Source organism: Pseudomonas sp. PS02302 (assembly GCF_029959585.1).
GTDB classification, from domain to species: Bacteria; Pseudomonadota; Gammaproteobacteria; order Pseudomonadales; family Pseudomonadaceae; genus Chryseomonas; species Chryseomonas aestiva.
The window spans coordinates 1-19,303 of the sequence record NZ_JASCON010000013.1 but is presented as its reverse complement, the minus strand read 5'-3'; the positions used below and the strand labels follow the sequence as shown (position 1 = coordinate 19,303).

At 67.6% G+C, this 19,303-nt stretch carries 20 protein-coding genes; 3 read left to right on the top strand and 17 right to left on the bottom strand.

Annotated elements, in window-relative coordinates:
- Positions 1-13: 13 nt before the first annotated feature.
- The 8 genes from hemW to QMX82_RS06635 form a co-directional block, all read right to left on the bottom strand.
- The gene (gene hemW / locus QMX82_RS06670; protein WP_282281688.1) at positions 14-1,165 is read right to left on the bottom strand and encodes a radical SAM family heme chaperone HemW; all 1,152 of its coding nucleotides are present in this window, start codon (positions 1,163-1,165) and stop codon (positions 14-16) included.
- Entirely contained in the window at positions 1,162-1,755 is a 594-nt protein-coding gene (gene rdgB / locus QMX82_RS06665) for an RdgB/HAM1 family non-canonical purine NTP pyrophosphatase (RefSeq protein ID WP_208693863.1), read from the bottom strand. Before rdgB ends, hemW begins: the two co-directional genes overlap by 4 nt.
- An 83-nt stretch (positions 1,756-1,838) precedes the next feature.
- Positions 1,839-2,459: a methionine biosynthesis protein MetW gene (gene metW, locus QMX82_RS06660; RefSeq protein WP_133861462.1), complete on the bottom strand. Its 621-nt coding sequence runs from the start codon at positions 2,457-2,459 to the stop codon at positions 1,839-1,841.
- Between the two features lie 5 nt (positions 2,460-2,464).
- Positions 2,465-3,604: a homoserine O-succinyltransferase MetX gene (metX, locus tag QMX82_RS06655; RefSeq protein WP_282281686.1), complete on the bottom strand. Its 1,140-nt coding sequence runs from the start codon at positions 3,602-3,604 to the stop codon at positions 2,465-2,467.
- A 108-nt stretch (positions 3,605-3,712) separates the two neighbouring features.
- Positions 3,713-5,671: a dynamin family protein gene (locus QMX82_RS06650; RefSeq protein ID WP_208693865.1), complete on the bottom strand. Its 1,959-nt coding sequence runs from the start codon at positions 5,669-5,671 to the stop codon at positions 3,713-3,715.
- Between the two features lie 118 nt (positions 5,672-5,789).
- Complete coding sequence (locus QMX82_RS06645) at positions 5,790-6,383, bottom strand: YggT family protein (RefSeq protein ID WP_017640989.1); 594 nt, start codon at positions 6,381-6,383, stop codon at positions 5,790-5,792.
- 9 nt (positions 6,384-6,392) lie between these two features.
- The gene (proC, locus tag QMX82_RS06640) at positions 6,393-7,211 is read right to left on the bottom strand and encodes a pyrroline-5-carboxylate reductase (RefSeq protein ID WP_282281678.1); all 819 of its coding nucleotides are present in this window, start codon (positions 7,209-7,211) and stop codon (positions 6,393-6,395) included.
- A 9-nt stretch (positions 7,212-7,220) separates the two neighbouring features.
- A complete protein-coding gene (locus tag QMX82_RS06635) occupies positions 7,221-7,916 on the bottom strand; it encodes a YggS family pyridoxal phosphate-dependent enzyme (RefSeq protein ID WP_187980364.1) in 696 nt (231 codons plus the stop codon).
- A 126-nt stretch (positions 7,917-8,042) separates the two neighbouring features.
- Here QMX82_RS06635 and pilT point away from each other — a divergent pair, with 126 nt between their 5' ends.
- Positions 8,043-9,077 carry a type IV pilus twitching motility protein PilT gene (gene pilT, locus QMX82_RS06630; RefSeq protein ID WP_007161666.1) on the top strand — a complete coding sequence of 345 codons (1,035 nt, stop codon included), beginning with the start codon at positions 8,043-8,045 and terminating at the stop codon, positions 9,075-9,077.
- Entirely contained in the window at positions 9,077-10,219 is a 1,143-nt protein-coding gene (locus QMX82_RS06625; RefSeq protein WP_282281660.1) for a PilT/PilU family type 4a pilus ATPase, read from the top strand. The genes pilT and QMX82_RS06625 overlap by 1 nt, the downstream gene beginning before the upstream one ends.
- Here the strand turns inward: QMX82_RS06625 and QMX82_RS06620 are convergent.
- From QMX82_RS06620 to QMX82_RS06610, 3 genes are all read right to left on the bottom strand, one after another.
- The gene (locus tag QMX82_RS06620; protein ID WP_282281658.1) at positions 10,216-11,652 is read right to left on the bottom strand and encodes a UdgX family uracil-DNA binding protein; all 1,437 of its coding nucleotides are present in this window, start codon (positions 11,650-11,652) and stop codon (positions 10,216-10,218) included. The two genes, QMX82_RS06625 and QMX82_RS06620, sit on opposite strands and share 4 nt — an antisense overlap.
- Positions 11,653-12,864 carry a putative DNA modification/repair radical SAM protein gene (locus QMX82_RS06615; protein WP_208693870.1) on the bottom strand — a complete coding sequence of 404 codons (1,212 nt, stop codon included), beginning with the start codon at positions 12,862-12,864 and terminating at the stop codon, positions 11,653-11,655. It abuts the gene before it with no gap.
- Positions 12,865-12,996: 132 nt separating this feature from the next.
- Positions 12,997-13,554, bottom strand: coding sequence for a C40 family peptidase (locus QMX82_RS06610; RefSeq protein ID WP_133861455.1), 558 nt, complete (start codon positions 13,552-13,554; stop codon positions 12,997-12,999).
- Between the two features lie 434 nt (positions 13,555-13,988).
- Here QMX82_RS06610 and QMX82_RS06605 point away from each other — a divergent pair, with 434 nt between their 5' ends.
- Positions 13,989-14,393 carry an NINE protein gene (locus QMX82_RS06605; RefSeq protein WP_133861454.1) on the top strand — a complete coding sequence of 135 codons (405 nt, stop codon included), beginning with the start codon at positions 13,989-13,991 and terminating at the stop codon, positions 14,391-14,393.
- Positions 14,394-14,443: 50 nt separating this feature from the next.
- On the opposite strand, the gene QMX82_RS06600 is transcribed toward QMX82_RS06605, so the two are convergent.
- Genes QMX82_RS06600 through QMX82_RS06575 form a run of 6 tightly spaced genes read right to left on the bottom strand, consistent with a single transcriptional unit; the run spans position 14,444 to position 19,196 of the window.
- On the bottom strand, positions 14,444-15,721 hold the full coding sequence (locus QMX82_RS06600) for a dihydroorotase (RefSeq protein WP_282281651.1): 1,278 nt from the start codon (positions 15,719-15,721) through the stop codon (positions 14,444-14,446).
- On the bottom strand, positions 15,718-16,716 hold the full coding sequence (locus QMX82_RS06595; RefSeq protein ID WP_158893597.1) for an aspartate carbamoyltransferase catalytic subunit: 999 nt from the start codon (positions 16,714-16,716) through the stop codon (positions 15,718-15,720). Before QMX82_RS06595 ends, QMX82_RS06600 begins: the two co-directional genes overlap by 4 nt.
- A 15-nt stretch (positions 16,717-16,731) precedes the next feature.
- Positions 16,732-17,241, bottom strand: coding sequence for a bifunctional pyr operon transcriptional regulator/uracil phosphoribosyltransferase PyrR (gene pyrR / locus QMX82_RS06590; RefSeq protein WP_282281645.1), 510 nt, complete (start codon positions 17,239-17,241; stop codon positions 16,732-16,734).
- 2 nt (positions 17,242-17,243) lie between these two features.
- The gene (gene ruvX, locus QMX82_RS06585) at positions 17,244-17,696 is read right to left on the bottom strand and encodes a Holliday junction resolvase RuvX (RefSeq protein WP_133861450.1); all 453 of its coding nucleotides are present in this window, start codon (positions 17,694-17,696) and stop codon (positions 17,244-17,246) included.
- Positions 17,693-18,262 carry a YqgE/AlgH family protein gene (locus QMX82_RS06580; RefSeq protein WP_208693874.1) on the bottom strand — a complete coding sequence of 190 codons (570 nt, stop codon included), beginning with the start codon at positions 18,260-18,262 and terminating at the stop codon, positions 17,693-17,695. The genes ruvX and QMX82_RS06580 overlap by 4 nt, the downstream gene beginning before the upstream one ends.
- A gap of 55 nt (positions 18,263-18,317) precedes the next feature.
- Entirely contained in the window at positions 18,318-19,196 is an 879-nt protein-coding gene (locus tag QMX82_RS06575) for an energy transducer TonB (RefSeq protein WP_187980360.1), read from the bottom strand.
- Between the last annotated feature and the right edge of the window lie 107 nt (positions 19,197-19,303).

Genomic DNA, 19,303 nt, shown 5'->3' with positions numbered 1-19,303 from the left:
GCAGAGCTCCTCGTCAGTCAGGCAGAAAGGATTGCAAGAGGTCGTTCAGGAACAGCTGGCCGCGGGCGGTTGGGCGCAGTCGCTGTTCATCCTCGGCCAGCAGGCCGGCGCGGCGCGCCGCGGCCAGTGCGGGCGCCAGGCTGTCCAGGGGCTGACCGGTGCGCTGCGGATACCAGGCGGCGGGTACCCCGTCCACCAGGCGCAGGGCGTTCATCATGAAATCGAAGGGCAGGTCGGCCGGCGCCAGCGATTTCGCGCCGGCCTGGAAGGCCTTGGCCGGATCCAGATAGTCCTTGGGCAGGCGGGTCTTCCAGGTGCGTTGCAGGGTGCCGTCCGGGGCGCTGAGCTTGGCATGGGCGCCGGCGCCGATGCCGAGGAAGTCGCCGAAGCCCCAGTAGTTGAGATTGTGCCGCGCCTGGCGCCCGGGCTGGGCATAGGCGGAGGTCTCGTACTGGTGGTAACCGGCGGCCGCCAGCCGCGCCTGGCCGGCTTCCTGGATGTCCCAGAGGGTGTCGTCTTCGGGCAGCTCCGGCGGCTGGCTCCAGAACACCGTGTTGGGCTCCATGGTCAGCTGGTACCAGGACAGGTGGGTGGGCGCGAGCGCGATGGCCTGCTCCAGATCGCCGAGGGCATCGGCGACGCTCTGCTCGGGCAGGCCGTGCATCAGGTCCAGGTTGAAATTGTCGAAGCCTGCGGCGCGCGCCCGGTCGGCGGCGCGAATGGCTTCATCGCGGCCGTGGATGCGCCCCAGGGCCTTGAGCTTGGCGTCCTGGAAGCTCTGGATGCCGATCGACAGCCGATTGATGCCCAGACCGCGGTAGGCGACGAACTTGGCCTGCTCGAAGGTGCCGGGATTGGCTTCCAGGGTGATCTCGATATCCGGCGCGAAGCTCAGCCGCCGGGCCACGCCATCCAGCAGACGGCCCAGGGCCTCGGCGGAAAACAGACTGGGCGTGCCGCCGCCGAAGAAGATCGAGGTCAGCGGGCGGCCATGGACGTGCGCCAGGTCGTTGTCCAGATCCGCCAGCAGGGCGTCGACATACTCGGCCTCCGGCAGGGTCGGGCCGGCCGCATGGGAGTTGAAGTCGCAATAGGGGCACTTGCGCACGCACCAGGGGATATGGATGTAGAGCGCCAGTGGCGGCAGGGCGAACACTTGGGTCACAGGCCGAGTCGTTGCTTGAGCTGGGCCATGGCGCGGGCGCGATGGCTGCGCTGGTTCTTTTCCGCCGGCGCCAGTTCGGCCGCGGAGACCGCCTCGCCATCGGGCTGGAACAGCGGGTCGTAGCCGAAGCCATGCTCGCCCTGGGCGGCATAAAGGATGCGCCCGGGCCAGAGGCCCTCGCAGAGGATCGGCAAGGGATCGTCGGCGTGGCGCACCAGGGCCAATACGCAGACGAACTGGCCGGTACGCTCGGCGTCGGGAACGTTACGCAGCACGTCGAGCAGCTTGGCGTTGTTGGCGGCATCGCCCTTACCGTCGGCGTAGCGGGCGGAATAAATGCCGGGAGCACCGCCGAGGGCATCCACCGCCAGGCCCGAATCGTCGGCCAGGGCCGGCAGGCCGGACAGGCGCGCCGCGTTGCGCGCCTTGAGGATGGCGTTCTCGACAAAGGACAGCCCGGTTTCCTCGGGTTCCACCTGGCTGAATTCGCCCACCGAGCGCACCCGCACCCGGTCGCCGAGCATGGCTTGGAGTTCCTTGAGCTTGCCGGCGTTGTGGCTGGCGAGAACCAGTTCGGTAAGGTCGGACATGGGAGACACCGCGTCGCGTTGAGAAGGGCGGCGTATTGTACGCGAAGCCGTGCCCAGGCTGGCTGCGCCACCCGTGCCTTACGTCATATCGCGACGCGCAGGTCGTGCAGGTGCGGCGCGCTGACCCGGTAGATGCCGATCTCGCCGAGCAGGTTCGGCCATAGCTTGCTGGCCCAGCCATGACGATGCAGGCGGTCCACGGCGAGACGATCCAGCACCTGGGCGCGCTGTTCGCGGCAGAGGCGTTCGAAGTCCTCGAAGGTGCAGAAGTGGATATTCGGCGTGTTGTACCAGGTGTAGGGCAGGAAGTCCGAGACCGGCATCCGTCCCCGGCCGCCCAGGTACAGCCGGCAACGCCAGTGACCGAAGTTGGGAAAGGTGATGATGCACTGGCGGCCGACCCTGAGCATCTCCTGGAGGATGCGATCCGGGTACTGCATGGCCTGCAGCGACTGGGTCATGACCACCACGTCGAAGCTGTCGCTGGCGAAGTTGGCCAGGCCGCCGTCGAGATCCTGCTCGATGACGTTGACGTCCTTGAGCAGGCATTCGGCGATCTTGTCCGGGTCGATCTCCAGGCCGTAGCCGGTGACCTGCTTGTGATCGCGCAGCCAGGCGAGCAACTCGCCGGTGCCGCAACCGAGGTCGAGGACCCGGCTGCCGGCGGGGATCCATTCCTGAATGATGTCCAGATCGGCGCGCACGGCAGCTATACCTCGATGCGGGTCATGTAGTGGGAGAAGGCCTGCAGATAGCGCGGGATGGGGATGAGGAAGGCGTCATGGCCCTGGGGCGCGTCCACCTCCAGGTAGCTGACGTCCTTGCGCGCGGCCATCAGGGCGTTGACGATCTCCTTGGAGCGCGCCGGCGAAAAGCGCCAGTCGGTGGTGAAGGAGACGATCAGGAAGCGCGCCTGCACCCCGGCGAGGGTCTTGGCCAGGTCGCCGCCCTGGGCATGGGCCGGATCGAAGTAGTCCAGCGCCTTGGTCATCAGCAGGTAGGTGTTGGCGTCGAAGCGGCCGGAGAATTCCTCGCCCTGGTAGCGCAGGTAGCTCTCCACCTGGAATTCGACACTGTGGAAGTCGTAGTTGAGCTGGTCGGTCTTGAGTTCGCGACCGAATTTCTCGCCCATCGCCTCGTCGGACAGGTAGGTGATGTGGCCGACCATGCGCGCCAGCATCAGGCCGCGCTTGGGGATCACGCCCTTTTCCTGGAAGTGGCCGGCGTGGAAATCCGGGTCCGAGAGGATGGCCTGGCGCGCCACCTCGTTGAAGGCGATGTTTTCCGCCGACAGCTTGGACGCCGAGGCGATGGCCAGGCAGTAACGGATGCGCTCGGGATAGCTGATGGTCCACTGCAGCGCCTGCATGCCACCCAGGCTGCCGCCGATCACCGCCGCCCACTGCCCGATACCCAGGCGATCGGCCAGCCGGGCCTGGCTGTTGACCCAGTCCTCCACGGTCAGCACCGGGAAGTCCGCGCCATAGGCGCGACCGGTCTCGGGGTTCGGACTGCCGGGGCCGGTGGAGCCGTTGCAGCCGCCCAGGTTGTTGAGGGCGACCACGAAGAACTTGCGGGTGTCGATGGGCTTGCCGGGACCTATGCAGCTGTCCCACCAGCCGGGCTTGCGGTCGTCGAGGCTGTGGTAGCCGGCCGCATGGTGATGGCCGGAGAGCGCGTGGCAGATCAGCACGGCGTTGCTGCGGCTGGCGTTGAGCTCACCATAGGTCTCGACCATCAGGTCGTAAGCCGGCAGGGTGCGACCACAGGCCAGGGCCAGGGGCTCGTTGAAGTGCAGCAGCTCGGGGGTGACCAGGCCGACGGAATCTTCGGGAATGACGCTGGGCATTGACGGCTCGTCCGGGGCGGGGCTCGCCAGTCTAAAGAGCACCGCCGGGAGCGGCAAGGGCAGGCGTGGCGCGGCGGCCAGGGACCGCGCCGCGCGTGGCGGGTGGGGCTAGCCGACCCGCGCCAGCGGCAGGGCGACCACGTTGTCGTGGCGCTGGGACGGTGCCGGCCGGTTGATCTGCTTGAGCATGTCGCTGACCTCGCTGAGCTGCCCGTGCAGGACGTCCTCGTGCACCTGCAGCCGGCGCACCTGCTCCTGGCTGTTGAGATTCTGCTGGGTGAGCTGCTTGAGTGCCAGCATGCTGGTTTCCAGCAACTGCTTCTGCTCGCGGGTGTGCTGCACCAGCGGGGTCAGGGCGCCGTCGTTCCAGCGCAGCACCTGGGCATGGGCGCCTTCCTGCAGCGCCTGGACCTCCTGGGCCACGGTGGCGAAGAAGCGGCGACCCAGGGCGCTCTGCTCGGTGAGCAGGGTCTTGACCTGCCGCTGCACCTCCTCGGTCTTGAGTTGCAGCTGGCGCAGCTCGCGGACATAGGGGCGGATGCGCAGTCGCGGCGCTTCCAGGGGATGCAGCGGATTCTCCACATTGTGCCGCTGGTAGACCGCGCCGAGCACCTTGTTGGCCCGGTCCGCCTCGTTGTCCAGGGCCAGCAGGTCATGCTCGACCACGCGGAAGAAACGGGTGATGGACTGGTTGATGCCGACGGTGGTCAGGCTGGTGCGGAATTCCCGGCGGGCGGTGTCCAGGTGGGCATCCAGCCGCTCCGGCGCGACCAGGTCGGTCAGCAGCTTGCGCTGCCCGGCCAGCATGTTCTGGGTGGTGCGCAGATCCAGCAGGCGGCGGTGGTAGAGGTCGTATTCCTGGCGCGTGCGAGCGGTCTGCAACTCCAGGCCGGCACCGGGCAGTTCCTCGTCGGCCAGTTGCGCGTACTGGGCGCGAATGGCTTCCAGGCGCTGTTCGATAAGCGTGCGGCTGGCGCCCAGCAGACCACTGGCCTGCTGCACGATGCGCTGCTGCAACAGGCGCTCGCGGGCGCCGACGATGCGTTCGGCGAGCAGCTGTTCGAGGCTGTCCAGCTGGCTGCGCGCGAGCAGTTCCAGATCGCCGCGGACCTTGCCCAGCAGCGCCTGCTTGGCCGACAGCGGCAGGATGTGCTCGGCCGGCAGCGCCAGTTGCCGGGCGCTGGCCTGGCGGACGTTTTCCAGGGACTGGGCGACATGGGCAACGCCGCCGAGGTCGTCCCAGAGGCTGTCGATCTTGTTCATTACCGCGAACAGCCGCTCCGGGGCATCGCCCAGCGATGGCTTGACGCACTGCTCCCAGAGCGCGAGATCCGAGGCGGTCACGCCGGTGTCGGCACCGATCAGAAAGAGCACGGCCTGGGCGTGGGGCAGCAGCGACAGGGTCAGTTCCGGCTCGGCGCCCAGGGCGTTGAGACCGGGGGTATCGAGGATGCGCAGGCCCTGGCGCAGCAGCGGATGGTCGATGCTGATCAGCGCATGGCGCCAGGCCGGGATGCTGACCAGACCGTCGCTGTCGAGTTGTTCCAGCTGCTCGGGATCGAAGCCCAGCTGCACGGCGGCGGCGGTTTCCACCTCGCGGGTCTCGGTGACCTTGGCCAGCAGGGCGGCCATGGCGTCCGGGTGGCGGTCGTCCAGGGGGAAGCGTTGCCAGGCCTCGGGCGCCTTGCGCCAGGCGGTCAGGCTGCGTTCGTCGAGGCGGCTGTCGATGGGCAGCAGCTGCAGATAGGGTCCGTCGGACCCGGCGTCATAGAAGATCTCGGTGGGGCACATGGTGGTGCGCCCGGCCTGGGACGGCAGCATGCGCTGGCCGTAGTCGGCGAAGAAGAGGGCGTTGATCAGCTCGGTCTTGCCGCGCGAGAACTCGCCGGCGAAGGCCAGGGTGATGCCGTCGGCCTGCAATTCGCTCTGGCAGGTCGCCAGGGCGGCGTCCAGGGCGGGGGAGGCGAGACGATTACGCTGCAACCAGTCGCGGTAGCGGCCCAATTGGGTATCGAGTTCGGCTTTCCACGTGGCATAGGCACCGACGTGGCGGAACAGGCGTTCCATAGGGGACTTCCTTGACCTGAACAGCAAAGACTGGACGGTGCCCCAGCGTCCGGCGGGACGTCAATGCCGCCTCCGCCACGACGCGGCGGGCGGTCGTGGCGGGTGCGCGAATGGCGCGTCAGAGGAAGGGCGCGAGAATCTGCGGCATGCCGGTGGCCGCGGCCAGCTGGCCGATGACGAAGCGATCCAGCAGATTGATCACGATGAAGGCGAAGATCGGCGACAGATCCAGGCCGCCGAGGCTCGGCAGGATGCGGCGGAAGGGCGCCAGCAACGGCTCGCAGATCTGGTTGACCAGTTCGGCCGCCGGATTGTGGGTCTGGGGCGCGACCCAGGAGAGGATGACGCTGACGATCAGGGCGAAGAAGAACACCTTGAGGAACAGCGACGCCACGCCCAGCAGCGCCCAGATCAGCAGGGCAGGGAACAGGCCGCCGATGCTGGCGCCGAGCAGCACCACCACGACCATCATCAGCGCCAGCTGAACCAGGATCGCCAGCACCAGGGCCGCCAGATCGACGCCGCCGAAGCCGGGGATGATGCGCCGTACCGGCTTGAGCAGCGGCTGGGTGGCGCGCACGGTGAATTGCGACAGCGGGTTGTAGAAGTCGGCCCGCACCAGCTGCAGGATGAAGCGCAGCAGGATGATCAGCAGATAGAGGCTGCCGAGGGTCTGGATGACGTAGACGAGAGCTTGGGCGAAAGCGGACATGGATACTCCTTATCGATCCGGCAACTGGGCCAGTTCCGCAGCCCGGTCGGCCGCGGCGGTGAGGGCTTCTTCCACCAGGTCGGAAAAGGCCCCGGCTTGGAAGGTTTCGATGGCGCGTTCGGTGGTGCCCTTGGGGGACATCACCGAGCGGCGCAATTGTTCGGGGCTGCGGTCGCCCTGACAGGCCATGGCGGCGGCGCCGCGGGCGGTGTGCAGGGTCAGCTGCTGGGCGACCTCGGCCGGCAGGCCGAGCTTGGTGCCGGCCTCGGTCATGGCTTCCATCAGCAGGAAGAAATAGGCCGGACCGCTGCCGGAGACGGCGGTGACCGCATCCAGCTGCTGCTCTTCCTCGACCCAGAGGGCCAGGCCGACCGCGGCGAGGATCTCCTGGGCACGGGCGCGCTGTTCGGCAGTGACCTGGTCATTGGCGAACAGGCCGCTGGCACCCAGGCGCAGCTGCGAAGGCACGTTGGGCATGCAGCGCACCAGGGCGCGCCGGCCCAGCCAGAGTGTCAGGCTGGCGCAGGTAATGCCGGCGGCGACCGAGACGATCAGCTGATCCGGGCGCAGGTGGGGCGCCAGCTCCTGGCAGACCTCGGCCATCACCTGGGGCTTCACCCCCAGCACCACCACGTCGGCATCGGCGAGCACGGCACTGTTGCTGGCCTCGACGCGGATGCCATGGTCCCGGGCCAGGGCTTCGCGCTTGGCCGGGTTGCGATTGCTGGCGCTGAGCTGCCGGGCCGGCATGCCCTGGGCGAGTAGCCCGCCGATGATGGCGCCGGCCATGTTGCCGGCGCCGATGAAGGCGATGCGGGTGTCTTTCATCGAGACTTCCTAGGTTGAAGGGGTGGCGCCGTAGTCACGGGCGCCAAAGAGGGCGGTACCGACGCGGACCCAGGTGGCCCCTTCGGCGATGGCGGCTTCCAGATCCTGGCTCATGCCCATGGACAGGGTGTCCAGGCCCAGGTTCAGGGCTTCGCTCAAGGTGCGCAGTCGGGCGAAGGCCGCGCGCTGGCTGGCCGGGTCCTCGGTGGGTTCGGGGATGGCCATCAGGCCACGCAGGCGCAGGTTGGGCAACTGGCTGACCGCGGCGGCCAGGGCCGGCAGGTCGTCGGGGTGGCAGCCGGACTTGCTGGCCTCGCCACTGACGTTGACCTGCAGGCAGATGTTCAGCGGCCCGCGCTCGGGCGGACGCTGTTCGGCCAGGCGCTGGGCGATCTTCAGGCGATCCACCGAATGCACCCAGTCGAAGTGGCAGGCGATGGCGCGGGTCTTGTTGGACTGGATGGGGCCGATGAAATGCCACACCAGTGGCAGGTCGGCCAGCGCCGGCTGCTTGTCCAGCGCCTCCTGCAGGTAGTTCTCGCCGAAGTCGCGCAGGCCCGCGGCGGCGGCCTCGCGCAAGGCGGCGGCGGGCTTGGTCTTGCTCACCGCCAGCAGGCCGACAGTCGCGGGATCGCGGCCTGCCGTCCGGCTGGCGGCGGCGATGCGTTCGAGTACGGTTGCGCTATTCTCGGCTATCGTGGACATTCAGCCCCTGCTTGCGTCGGCGCATCCGGCAGGCCTCGGCGTACCGGATGAGTGAGTGGCGGTGACCAGGTCAGACCGCCAGTGCTGCGCGGCATTCTACCTGCTTGCTCGACATCTGGGAGTCCCATGGATATCACCGAATTGCTGGCCTTTTCCGCGCGGCAAGGCGCCTCCGACCTGCACCTGTCCGCCGGCCTGCCGCCGATGATCCGCGTCGACGGCGACGTGCGCCGCATCAACCTGCCGGCCTTCGAGCACAAGCAGGTGCACGCGCTGATCTACGACATCATGAACGACAAGCAGCGCAAGGACTTCGAGGAATTCCTGGAGACCGACTTCTCCTTCGAGGTGCCGGGCGTGGCGCGCTTCCGGGTCAATGCCTTCAACCAGAATCGTGGCGCCGGCGCGGTGTTCCGGACCATCCCTTCCAAGGTGCTGAGCATGGAAGAGCTGGGCATGGGCGAGGTGTTCAAGAAGATCACCGATGTTCCGCGCGGCCTGGTGCTGGTGACCGGGCCGACCGGTTCGGGCAAGTCCACCACCCTGGCGGCCATGCTCGACTATCTCAACAACACCAAGTACCACCATATCCTCACCATCGAGGACCCCATCGAATTCGTCCACGAATCCAAGAAGTGCCTGGTCAACCAGCGCGAGGTGCACCGCGACACCCTGGGCTTCTCCGAGGCCCTGCGCTCGGCGCTGCGCGAGGACCCGGACATCATCCTGGTCGGCGAGCTACGCGACCTGGAGACCATCCGCCTGGCGCTGACCGCGGCCGAGACCGGGCACCTGGTGTTCGGCACCCTGCACACCACCTCGGCGGCCAAGACCATCGACCGGGTGGTGGACGTCTTTCCGGCGGAAGAAAAGTCCATGGTGCGCTCCATGCTGTCCGAATCCCTGCAGGCAGTGGTCTCCCAGACCCTGCTGAAGAAGGTCGGCGGCGGCCGGGTGGCGGCCCACGAGATCATGATCGGCACCCCGGCCATCCGTAACCTGATCCGCGAGGACAAGGTGGCGCAGATGTATTCCTCGATCCAGACCGGGGGCGGCCTGGGCATGCAGACCCTGGACATGTGCCTCAAGGCGCTGCTGGCCAAGGGGCTGATCAGCCGCGACGCGGCCCGCGAGAAGGCCAAGACGCCGGAGAACTTCTGATGGATTTCGACAAGTTCCTGCAGCTGATGGTGGACAAGGGGGCGTCCGACCTCTTCATCACCACCGGCGTGCCCCCTTCGATGAAGATCAACGGGCGCATGACGCCGGTCACCAAGGATTCGCTCACGCCGGATCAGTGCCGAGCCATAGTGCTGGGGGTGATGAACGACGAGCAGCGCCAGGAATTCCAGCAGAAGCGCGAGTGCAACTTCGCCATCAGCGCCCGCGGCATCGGCCGCTTCCGGGTCAGCGCCTTCTATCAGCGCAACCTGGTGGGCATGGTGCTGCGCCGCATCGAGGTCAACATCCCCACGGTCGAGCAGCTGCGCCTGCCGGAGATCATCAAGAAGCTGGCCATGACCAAGCGTGGCCTGGTGATCTTCGTCGGCGCCACCGGCACCGGCAAGTCCACCTCGCTGGCGGCCATGATCGGCCACCGCAACAAGAACTCGGCGGGGCACATCATCTCCATCGAGGACCCCATCGAATACATCCACCAGCACCAGGGCTGCATCGTCACCCAGCGCGAGGTGGGCATCGACACCGAGTCCTTCGAGGTGGCGCTGAAGAACACCCTGCGCCAGGCACCGGACGTCATCATGATCGGCGAGATCCGCAGCCGCGACACCATGGAGCACGCCCTGGCCTTCGCCGAGACCGGTCATCTGTGCCTGGCCACCCTGCACGCCAACAATGCCAACCAGGCGCTGGATCGCATCATCCACTTCTTCCCGGCCGATCGGCACGGCCAGACCTGGATGGACCTGTCGCTCAACCTCAAGGGCATCGTCGCTCAGCAGCTGGTGCCCACCACCGACGGCCAGGGCCGCCGCGCGGTGATCGAGGTGCTGCTCAACACCCCGCTGGTCGCCGACCTGATCCGCAAGGGCGAGGTGCATGAACTCAAGGCGCTGATGAAGAAGTCCGGCGAACTGGGCATGCAGACCTTCGACCAGTCGCTCTACAGCCTCTATCGTGACGGTGAGATCAGCTACGAAGCGGCCCTGGCCCACGCCGATTCCGCCAATGACCTGCGGCTGATGATCAAGCTGGGGTCGGAGACGGATGCCGATCACCTCAATCAGACCACCCGCAATCTCTCGGTGGACATGGGCGACGATCCGCCCAAGCGCTTCCGCTAGCCTTCGGCTGCCAGGGTCCTGGCCTCGCGCAGGGCCGCCACCAGGGCCTGGCGCGCCTGCTCCTGCTGCTCGGCGTCCGGGGTGCGCAGGATGTAGGAGGGATGATAGGTGGCAATGATCCAGCGCTCGTCCAGCCGCAGCGGTCGGCCCATGAACTGCGCCAGGCCCCGGGGCTTGCGCTTGAGCAGGGCTTCCAAGGCCGTCGAGCCCAGGGCCACCACCACCGTCGGCTGGATGTCGCGCAATTCCTGCTCCAGCCAGTAGCGGCAGGGGGCGATCTCCGGTCCCGGGGTGACGTGCTTGCGCCTGCGCCCCTGGGGAATCCACTTGAAGTGCTTGACCGCATTGGTCAGGAACACCTCGCTGCGCTCGAGGCCGGCCTCGGCCAGGGCCGCCATCAGCACCTGCCCGGCCGGGCCGACGAAGGGCCGACCCGCCAGGTCTTCCTGATCACCGGGCTGTTCGCCCAGCAGCAGGATGCGCGCGGTGCGCGGGCCTTCGCCGGCCACCGGCTGGGTGGCCTTTTCCCACAGCTCGCAGCGGCGGCAGTCATCGAGGGTGGTGGGCAGCGGTCGCTCCGGCTGCGCACGTTCCGCGGCGATCAATACCTCGCGACCGCTCTGGCGACCCACGGCCTCGGCCTGAGCCAGGCGCTGGGCGCCGGCGCGGGCTTCGCTGAGCAGCGCCGGGATCAGCGACCCTTCCGGCAGATCCTTCCAGAAGCGCGCCGGCATGTTGCCCCTGAGGGTGCGCGGATTGGCCCGCGCCGGATTGAAGGTGCTGCGGTAATAGGCGCGCCAGAGTTCATCGCCGGCGTTGCGGTCATCGTCTTCCGGCGTCTGCCGCGCCAGCTGCTGCAGCTCGGCGGGGCAGGGTTCCACCAGTTGCAGCGCCTGGCCGTCCCAGAGCGCGGCGGCCTCGGGGGTCGCGATCAGCCAGCTGCTGTTGCCCATGCGGTCGCAGAAATGCGGCGCCGCCAGGGCCAGGACGTCGTGGGCCGGCTGGTGCCAGGCCACCCAGGCCGGCGGACCGGCGCTTTCCGCCCGCGGACGAAAGCGCAGGAAGGCATGCACATGGTGGATCTCGCGGCGGATCGCCTTGACCCGACGCTGCAATTCGCTGCCATCCTCGTCACCGGCGAGCATCGCCGCGCGTTCTCCCCGCGCGACCCGCCAGAGCACCTGGTAGAGCAGGGCCCAGCGATCATCGCTGCGAAAGCAGGCGGCGTAGTTCAGGGCCTCCGCCAGTTGGGGCGGAATGCGTATGGCGCCACTTGGCGGAGGCGCCGTGCCTTCGACCGGTTCGTCGAACAGATCGCCCAGGCCCCGACTCTCCTGCCAGCTCACCTGGGCCGGGGCGATACCCGCCTGCAGCAACCGGCGCGCTTCCTTGCGCCAGCCGGCGAAGGTGCCGTCGAAATCGACTCTCTGCATCTAGAGCAGGGCGAGCTGGGCGGGCGGCTCGGCAAGTTGCCGGCGCAGGTCGAGGGACTCGGCCAGGCGCGGTTGCGGGCGATAGTCCTGGGTGATGATGAAGGGCCGCGCCTTCTCCACGCTGCATTTCAGGCGGATCAGGTCGGCGTAGCGGATGCGCCGCTCGCGTCTGAGCTCTACCAGTCGCTTGGCCGAAAGCACGCCGATGCCGGGCACCCGGGCGATCAGCACCTGGTCGGCCCGATTGAGATCCAGCGGGAAGATGGCGCGGTTGTGCAGCGCCCAGGCCAGCTTGGGGTCCACGTCCAGCGGCAGCTGGCCATTTTCGGTAGGCAACTCCTCCGCCTGGAAGCCATAGCCACGCATGAGGAAGTCGGCCTGGTACAGGCGGTGCTCGCGCAGCAGCGGCGGCGGTTGCAGCGGCACCGTGCCGGGGCTCTCCGGAATGGGGCTGAAGGCCGAATAGTAGACGCGCTTGAGGCGATAGGCGCCATACAGCGTCTGGGCGGTATCGAGAATGGTGCGGTCGTCGGTGGCATCGGCACCCACGATCATCTGGGTGCTCTGGCCCGCCGGGGCGAAACGCGGTGCCTTGGCTTCGGCCTCGGCTTCCTCCAGGCCCAGGCGGATATTGCCCATGGTCTTGCGGATACTGCTGCCGTTCTTTTCCGGCGCCAGCTTGATCAGGCTGCTCTCGGTGGGCAGCTCGATGTTCACCGACAGGCGATCGGCATAGAGACCCGCCTGGGCGATGATCTCGGGATCGGCGTCGGGAATGGTCTTGAGGTGGATGTAGCCGCGGAACTGGTGCTGCTCGCGCAACAGCTGGGCCACTCGGGTCATCTGCTCCATGGTGTAGTTGGAGGAGCGGATGATGCCGGAGCTGAGAAACAGTCCGCTGATGACATTGCGCCGGTAGAAGTCGAGGGTCAGCTGCACCACTTCCTCGGGCGTGAAGCGCGCCCGCGGCACGTTGCTGCTGCGACGATTGACGCAGTACTGGCAGTCGTACTGGCAGAAGTTGGTCAGCAGCACCTTGAGCAGCGCCACGCAGCGCCCATCGGGGGTGAAACTGTGGCAGATGCCCATGCCATCGGTCGAGCCCAGGCCGTCCTTGCCCTTCGAGCTGCGTTTGGGCGCGCCGCTGCTGGCGCAGGACACGTCGTACTTGGCGGCATCGGCGAGAATGATCAGCTTGTCGGCGAGCTCCATCGAGATCTCCTGGACTGTGATTGCATACAGTATCCAGGAAGCGGAGCGTCGTTCAATGGCTTTGCGCCGGGCGGCGCCGAGTGGAGCGACACTCCGCCGGGCGGTAGCGACCCGGCGGAGCGAGGGGAGGGATCAGGACTTGCGGGTACGCTTGGTACGCGGCTTGTCCGCGACGGGATCGGTTTCCGCCGCCAGGGTGTTGGGCTGCTGCAGCACGCGCTTGGCCGACGCGAACCTCTTGGTCCAGTAGGGCTTGCTCAGGTGGTCGACGCGCACGCTCTCGCCACTGCGCGGGGCATGGACGAAACGATCGTTGCCCAGATAGATGGCGACGTGATCGATGCCGCTGCGTTGACCGGTCTTGAAGAACACCAGGTCGCCGGCCTTGAGATCGCCACGAGCGACCTTGGGGCCCTTGAGCTGGGACAGTTCACGGGAGGTACGCGGCAGCTTGACGTTGTGTACGTCGCGATAGACGTAGTTCACCAGCCCGCTGCAATCCAGGCCGTTCTGCGGATTGGTACCGCCGAAGCGATAGGGCGTACCGACCAGGTCCATGGCGCGGGTTGCGACCTGGGCACCGACGTTGCGGGTGGCAGCCTGGGCGGTGGCCTGTTTACGGTGCAGGGCGCTGGTGGCGCGGGCGGCGTGCTTGGCACGGGCGGCGGAGGCGGCCTGGGTAGGGTCCACCTTCGCGACGCGGCGAGCGGCGGCCTTGGGTGCGGGTGCAGCGGAGGCGTGCCGGGCGGCGGTCTTGGGAGCTGAGGCGGCGGTGACATGCCGGGCTGCGACCTTGTGGACCGGAGCGGCAGTGCGCGCTGCAGAGTTCTCTTTCGCCTGCACCGCCGCTGGCAGTACAAGACAGGCGGAGAGCCATGTCAGAAGAAATAGACGCATTGTCGTAGGGGTGTCTGAAGATCGAAGCAGGGGATTCTATACCAACCCTGTGGATATTTTGTGCACCTCTCATCAAGAAATTATGTAATTTTTAGCGGAAAGTGAGGTCCCTTGAGCGCCAACCAGTGAGACTCCCTGGGCATTCATCCAGTTTTCGACATAAAGTCACGGTGAAGGTAAGGGTGTAGGTAAGGCGGGTCTTTTCCTTAAGTCGCGAGGTCGTAGGCATGCGGTATCAGGACACTCACAGCAAGGTCATGGGCTATCTGCTGTGGATCTTCGGTTTTCTCGGCGCCCATCGCTTCTACTATGGCAAGCCGGTCACCGGCACGATCTGGTTCTGCACCCTGGGCCTGCTGGGCATCGGCTGGCTGATCGATCTGTTCCTGATCCCGGCCATGGATCGCGAGGCGGATCTGCGCTTCCAGTCCGGCTCCCTCAACTACAGCCTCGGCTGGATCCTGCTGACCTTTCTCGGCCTCTTCGGTGTCCATCGTCTCTACCTGGGCAAGTGGATCACCGCCATCCTCTATTTCTTTACGGCGGGTTTCTTCCTGCTGGGCGTGCTCTACGACTTCTGGACGCTCAACTCGCAGATCTCCGAAGAGAACCGCCGGCGGCTGGTGCGCTAGGTTCGGTTGAGTGGCAAGCAGAAGGGGCTCCGCGGAGCCCCTTCTGCTATTCAGGCGTCACGCCGGTAGGTGGTGCGGCCCCCCACCAGGGTGCGCTCGACGCGTCCCGCCAGGGTGAGGCCCCGGAAGGGGCAGTTGCGGCCACGGGACAGCCAGGGTGTCGCGGCCTGGGTAATCGGCTGCTGGGCGAACAGCACCAAGTCCGCCGGCAGGTCCTTGACCAGGCGGCCCGCGTCGAGGCGCAGGGCCTGGGCCGGACCCTGGGTCAGGCGGGCCAGCAGGGTCGGCAGATCCAGCAGGCCGTCTTCCACCAGCGTCAGGGCCAGCGGCAGCAGCAGTTCGACACTGCTGATGCCCGGCTCGGTGGCGGCGAAGGGGGCCAGCTTAGCATCCGCCTCATGGGGCTGGTGGTGGCTGGAGATGGCACCGATCACGCCGTCTCGCACCCCGGCTCTCAGGGCGTCGCGATCTCGCGCGGTACGCAGCGGCGGCTTGACGTGGTAGAGGCTGGAAAAGCCCTGCAGCGCCTCGTCGGTGAGCAGCAGTTGGTAGAGCGCCACATCGGCGGTCACCGGCAGGCCGCGGGCCTGGGCGGCGGCGATCATCTCCACCGCGCGAGCACTGGTCAGCTGCCCGAAGTGGGCGCGTACGCCGCTCTGCTCCACCAGCAGCAGGTCGCGGGACAGGGCGATGGTCTCCGCCGTCTCCGGAATCCCGGTGAGCCCCAGGAAGCTGGCGGTGGGGCCTTCATGGGCCAGGCCGCCGTGGGCCAGGTCGGCGTCCAAGGCGGTAAAGACCACAGTGAGGTCGAAGGTGGCGGCATATTCCAGCGCGCGCCGCTGTACCCGCAGATTCTCGAAGGGTTGCAGGCCGTTGGTAAAGGCCACGCAACCGGCGTCGCGCAAGGCCATCAGCTCCGACAGCTGCTCGCCGGCCAGGCCCTTGGTCAGGGCGCCGATGGGGTAGACGCGGGCGTGATCGGCGGTGCGCGCCCGATCGAGGATGAGTTCGGCCACCGCGGTGGTGTCCAGCACCGGACGGGTGGTGGGCGGGCAGCACAGGCTGGTGACGCCTCCGGCCGCAGCGGCGCGGGTCTCGCTGTCGACATTGCCCTTGCGGGTCAGGCCCGGTTCGCACAGGGCGACATCCAGGTCGACCAGGCCAGGGGCCAGGATCAGGCCGCTGGCGTCGAGCTGCTCGTCGGCCTGAAAGCCCTGGGGCGCTTCACCGAGGGCCAGGATGCGACCCTGGTCGACATGGACATCGCTGATCTGGTCGAGACCGGTGGCCGGGTCGATCACCCGGGCATTGCGGATGCTCAGGCTCACTGCGCATTCTCCTGTAGCTGACGCTGGGCCGTCTGCCCGCTCATGGTCATCGACAGCACCGCCATGCGGACCGCGATGCCGTAGGTGACCTGGTTCAGGATGACCGATTGCTCGCCATCGGCGACCGCCGATTCGATCTCCACGCCGCGGTTGATCGGGCCGGGGTGCATGACGATGGCATCGGGCTTGGCGCGGGCCAGGCGTTGGCGGGTCAGGCCGAACAGCCGGTAGTACTCGCCTTCGCTGGGCAGCAGGCCGCCCTGCATGCGTTCGCGCTGCAGGCGCAGCATGATCACCACGTCCACCCCTTCCAGGCCCTCGGCCAGGTCGGTACAGGTGCGCACGCCATAGAGCTCTTCGAGGCCGACCGGCAGCAGGGTGCGCGGCGCGACCACGCGGATGTCGCGGCAGCCCAGGGTGCGCAGCGCCAGCATGTCGGAGCGGGCGACCCGGGAGTGCAGGATGTCGCCGACGATGGCCACCGAGAGGTTGGCGAAGTCGCCCTTGTGGCGGCGGATGGTCAGCATGTCGAGCATGCCCTGGGTAGGGTGCGCATGGCGGCCGTCACCGCCATTGATGATGGCCACGTCCGGGCAGACGTGCTCGGCGATGAAGTGGGCGGCGCCGGAATCGGCGTGGCGCACCACGAACATGTCGGCGGCCATGGCTTCCAGGTTGCGCAGGGTGTCGAACAGCGTCTCGCCCTTGCTGGTGGAGGAGGTGGAGACGTTGAGCGTGATGACGTCCGCCGACAGCCGCTTGGCGGCCAGTTCGAAGGTGGTGCGGGTGCGGGTCGAATTCTCGAAGAAGACGTTGCACACGGTCTTGCCGCGCAGCAGCGGCACCTTCTTCACCGCCCGGGCACCGACCTCCAGAAAGGAGTCGGCGGTATCGAGCAATTCGGTGAGGAGTTCGGCGGGCAGGTCGTCGAGTGACAGGAAATGGCGCAATTGGCCCTGGGCGTTGAGTTGCAGCGAGCGCGTAGCGTCGGTCATGGCAGCGAATCCAGGTCAGGCGGCGGGGACGTCGCGGTATTCGAGGGCGAGCGGCGTGGGGCCGGTCAGCTTGACGCGCTGGGTGGGGGCCAGGCTCAGGGTGGCGCCCACCACGTCGGGCTGGATCGGCAATTCGCGGGCATTGACGTCCAGCAGGCAGACCAGGGTCACACTGGCGGGACGGCCATAGTCGAAGAGTTCGTTGAGCGCCGCCCGCACGGTGCGGCCGCTCATCAGCACATCGTCCACCAGCACCAGATGGCGACCGTCGATCTCGAACGGCAGGGCCGAGGGGCGCACCTGCGGGTGCAGGCCCTTCTGGGTGAAGTCGTCACGGTAGAAGGAGACGTCCAGGCTGCCCAGCGGGGTGTCCAGGCCGAGTTCGGCCAGCAGAGCCTCGGCGACCCAGAGGCCGCCGGTGTGGATGCCGACGAAGCCGGGATCGGTGATGCCACGGCGATCCAGCGACAGACGCAGGTCGGCGGCCAGCCGCGGCAGGAGCTCGGCGGGAGAGGGCAGGTGCATGGCTACTCCGATTGCGGGCGCGCGGCCCGTTCCAGTTGTTGGGTCAGCCAGCCTTCCAGGAGGAGGGCGGCGGCAAGGGCGTCCACCGGGCGTTCGCGATAACCGTCGCGCTGACCGCCCTGCAGGCGCTCGCCCTTGGCGGCATAGGTGGTAAGGCGCTCGTCATGGGTATGCACGGGCAGGCCGTAGCGCCCCTGCAGGCGGCGGGCGAAACGTTCGGCGCGCTCGCTCATCTCGCTGGGCGTGCCGTCCATGTTCAATGGCAGACCGACCACCAGGGCAGTGGGGCGCCACTCGTCCAGCAGGCGCTGGATCTGTTGCCAGTCGGGTACGCCGTTCTGCGCCTTGAGGGTGAGCAGTTCACGGGCCTGGCCAGTCACGGCCTGGCCGACGGCGACGCCGATCTGACGGCTGCCGTAGTCGAAGCCCAGATAGAGACCGCTGGGCGCGCTCATGCGTGACCCGCCTGACGCGAGAGCAGGCGCAGGTCGACCCCCAGCAGGGCGGCGGCCGCGCCGAGGCGCTGTTCGCTCGGCGTCTCGAACAGCAGGGCGCTGGTGGCCGGGGTGGTGAGCCAGAGATTGGCCGCCAGTTCTTCTTCCAGCTGGCCGGGGCCCCAGCCGCTGTAGCCCAGGGTGATCAGGTGGCGGGTCGGGCCGTTACCGTCGGAGAGGGCGAAGAGCACGTCCGGCGAGGTGGTCAGGCTGAGGGCTTCGAGTTCCAGGGTGTTCTGGAACACCGGGCCGGCGTCGTGCAGGACGAAGCCGCGATCGGTCTGTACCGGGCCTCCGGCATAGAGCACGACCTGGGCATCTTCCTGGGTGGCCGGTATCTCGGGACGCAGCTGTTCGAGCAGGTCGTCCAGGTGCAGGCCATTGGGGCGGTTGATCACCAGGCCCATGGCGCCATCCGGGCCGTGGTCGACGAGGTAGATCACCGTCTCGGCGAAATTGGGATCGTCCATCTGCGGCATGGCGATCAGGAGCTGGTGCTGTAGGGTGGTGCTGGAGGTCGGCTTCATGACCGGCAAGTTTCCCGGTTGCGCGGTCCGGCTTCAAGTCCAACGGCGTCCCGGACTATTGACTGGACAGGCGGTCGCCACGCTCGAAGCGCCAGGTGCGGATGATCTCCAGCCGGTCGATGTCGGCCAGATCGCCACTGAAGGGGGCGAAGGGCGCCGCCAGCCGGACGATGCGCAGCGCCGCCTGGTCCAGCACCTGGCGTCCCGAGGATTCCAGCACCTGGACCTCGTAGAGCGAGCCGTCCTTGTTGATGGCCACCAGCAGGCGCAGGCTGCCGTAGAGGCGGTCGCGCTTGGCCTGCTCGGGGTAGTTGAGATTGCCGATGCGCTCGATCTTGCGTCGCCATTCTTCCTTGTAGCGGGCGCCCTTGTCCTTTTGCGTCGAGGCGGCATTGATCCGCCAGATCTTCGGCCGCTTGGCGTATTGCTGGCGTTCCTCGGCGAGCTGAGCCTCCAGGCTGGCGAGTTCGGCGGCCTGGCTGTCGGACTCGGGGCTGGGCGCATCGCGCTGCTCCCGCTCCGGCGTCTCGCGGCTGGGTTCGGCCTTGGTCGGCCGCGCGGCGCGGGTGGTCACCGCGGCCTTGGGCGCCTGGGCGCGATCCGCCGCCGGCGGGCGAGCCGGGGGCGCGGCCTGGCGGATCTCGCTGTCGTGGAAAGGCGCCTGCACCGGCGTGCTCGGCGCCGCCGCCTTGTCCAGCGTACCGCTGCCCTGCTGATTTTCCTGGGCCAGGAAGTCGGCCTGCTTGGGCGCCTCGTCGCTCTTGAAGCTGGCCAGCGTCACCTCCAGGGTGCGACTGATCTGGGTAGGCTCGGGCAGCGAAAAGCCGACGCCGAGAATCAGCACGACGTGCAGCAGGGTCGCGATGAGCAGCGTGAAGCCCAGGCGGTCGGCGGGACGAACCTGGGCGGCGGGAGAGGAGGCGGTGCTGGGCATTGACTGGGTCGGCAAGGGCAGAGGACGCGCGGCAGGGCTGGCGCCAGTCTGCGGATTGTGTCCGCGGGTTTTGCAGCCCCCCCCCCCCGCGAGGGGCCACCCCCCCC

What these genes read in the sequence shown, in the direction of transcription:
- QMX82_RS06620 (WP_282281658.1), bottom strand. Translation starts at nt 11,652, where the DNA reads ATGCAGAGAGTCGATTTCGACGGCACCTTCGCCGGCTGGCGCAAGGAA.
- pyrR (WP_282281645.1), bottom strand. Translation starts at nt 17,241, where the DNA reads ATGCACCTGCCCTCTCCCGCCGAGCTCCTGCCGCGGCTGGCCGCCGAC.
- proC (WP_282281678.1), bottom strand. Translation starts at nt 7,211, where the DNA reads ATGAAAGACACCCGCATCGCCTTCATCGGCGCCGGCAACATGGCCGGC.
- QMX82_RS06580 (WP_208693874.1), bottom strand. Translation starts at nt 18,262, where the DNA reads ATGAAGCCGACCTCCAGCACCACCCTACAGCACCAGCTCCTGATCGCC.
- QMX82_RS06645 (WP_017640989.1), bottom strand. Translation starts at nt 6,383, where the DNA reads ATGTCCGCTTTCGCCCAAGCTCTCGTCTACGTCATCCAGACCCTCGGC.
- QMX82_RS06635 (WP_187980364.1), bottom strand. Translation starts at nt 7,916, where the DNA reads ATGTCCACGATAGCCGAGAATAGCGCAACCGTACTCGAACGCATCGCC.
- QMX82_RS06595 (WP_158893597.1), bottom strand. Translation starts at nt 16,716, where the DNA reads ATGACCGACGCTACGCGCTCGCTGCAACTCAACGCCCAGGGCCAATTG.
- metX (WP_282281686.1), bottom strand. Translation starts at nt 3,604, where the DNA reads ATGCCCAGCGTCATTCCCGAAGATTCCGTCGGCCTGGTCACCCCCGAG.
- pilT (WP_007161666.1), top strand. Translation starts at nt 8,043, where the DNA reads ATGGATATCACCGAATTGCTGGCCTTTTCCGCGCGGCAAGGCGCCTCC.
- QMX82_RS06615 (WP_208693870.1), bottom strand. Translation starts at nt 12,864, where the DNA reads ATGGAGCTCGCCGACAAGCTGATCATTCTCGCCGATGCCGCCAAGTAC.
- ruvX (WP_133861450.1), bottom strand. Translation starts at nt 17,696, where the DNA reads ATGAGCGCGCCCAGCGGTCTCTATCTGGGCTTCGACTACGGCAGCCGT.
- QMX82_RS06650 (WP_208693865.1), bottom strand. Translation starts at nt 5,671, where the DNA reads ATGGAACGCCTGTTCCGCCACGTCGGTGCCTATGCCACGTGGAAAGCC.
- QMX82_RS06605 (WP_133861454.1), top strand. Translation starts at nt 13,989, where the DNA reads ATGCGGTATCAGGACACTCACAGCAAGGTCATGGGCTATCTGCTGTGG.
- QMX82_RS06575 (WP_187980360.1), bottom strand. Translation starts at nt 19,196, where the DNA reads ATGCCCAGCACCGCCTCCTCTCCCGCCGCCCAGGTTCGTCCCGCCGAC.
- rdgB (WP_208693863.1), bottom strand. Translation starts at nt 1,755, where the DNA reads ATGTCCGACCTTACCGAACTGGTTCTCGCCAGCCACAACGCCGGCAAG.
- QMX82_RS06625 (WP_282281660.1), top strand. Translation starts at nt 9,077, where the DNA reads ATGGATTTCGACAAGTTCCTGCAGCTGATGGTGGACAAGGGGGCGTCC.